General features: G+C 47.9%; 1 protein-coding gene and 1 pseudogene. Both read right to left on the bottom strand.

The features are described from left to right. Window positions 1-183 (bottom strand): hypothetical protein (locus CSX02_RS13700; RefSeq protein WP_189281569.1); only part of this gene is annotated, 183 nt, incomplete at its 3' end. Next, window positions 158-1,148 (bottom strand): annotated as a pseudogene (locus CSX02_RS13695) (hypothetical protein); the annotation flags it as partial. The pseudogene CSX02_RS13695 and the gene CSX02_RS13700, both read right to left, overlap by 26 nt.

The following is a 1,148-nucleotide window of genomic DNA, read 5'->3' as shown; positions in this document are numbered from 1 at the left end:
ATCTGCATCTGAGTCAGCATCAGTAAGCGCAAGCGAGTCAGCAAGCGTAAGCGCATCTGAGTCAGCATCAGTAAGTGCATCTGAATCAGCAAGCGTATCTGCATCTGAATCAGCAAGCATCAGCGCAAGCGAATCAGCAAGCGTAAGTGCTTCCGAGTCAGCAAGTGTATCTTGAATCAGCATCAGTAAGTGCTAGTGAGTCAGCAAGTGTATCTGCATCTGAGTCAGCAAGCGTAAGTGCAAGTGAGTCAGCAAGTGTAAGTGCTTCTGAATCAGCATCAGTAAGCGCTAGTGAGTCAGCAAGCGTATCAGCATCTGAATCAGCAAGCGTATCTGCATCTGAATCAGCAAGCGTAAGTGCAAGTGAGTCAGCAAGCGTATCAGCATCTGAGTCAGCAAGCGTAAGTGCTTCCGAATCAGCAAGCGTAAGTGCAAGTGAGTCAGCAAGCGTATCTGCATCTGAGTCAGCATCAGTAAGCGCAAGCGAATCAGCATCAGTAAGTGCATCTGAATCAGCAAGTGTATCTGCTTCTGAATCAGCATCAGTAAGTGCTAGTGAGTCAGCAAGTGTATCTGCATCTGAGTCAGCAAGTGTAAGTGCTTCTGAATCAGCAAGCGTATCTGCATCTGAGTCAGCATCAGTAAGCGCTTCCGAATCAGCAAGTGTATCTGCTTCTGAATCAGCAAGCGTAAGCGCATCTGAGTCAGCAAGCGTAAGTGCTTCCGAATCAGCAAGCGTAAGTGCAAGTGAGTCAGCAAGCGTAAGTGCTTCCGAATCAGCAAGCGTATCAGCATCTGAGTCAGCATCATTAAGCGCTAGCGAATCAGCATCAGTAAGTGCTTCTGAATCAGCAAGTGTATCTGCATCTGAGTCAGCATCAGTAAGCGCAAGCGAGTCAGCAAGCGTAAGCGCATCTGAATCAGCATCAGTAAGCGCTAGTGAATCAGCAAGCGTAAGTGCTTCCGAATCAGCAAGCGTAAGCGCATCTGAGTCAGCATCAGTAAGTGCTAGTGAATCAGCAAGCGTATCTGCATCTGAATCAGCATCAGTAAGCGCAAGCGAGTCAGCAAGTGTATCTGCATCTGAATCAGCATCAGTAAGCGCAAGCGAGTCAGCAAGCGTAAGCGCATCTGAATCAGCATCAGTA

The sequence above is a fragment of the Agathobacter ruminis genome (genome assembly GCF_002735305.1).
Lineage (GTDB): Bacteria > Bacillota > Clostridia > Lachnospirales > Lachnospiraceae > Roseburia > Roseburia ruminis.
Note: the sequence above shows the minus strand (reverse complement) of the source record. Positions and strands in the feature narration are given on the sequence as shown.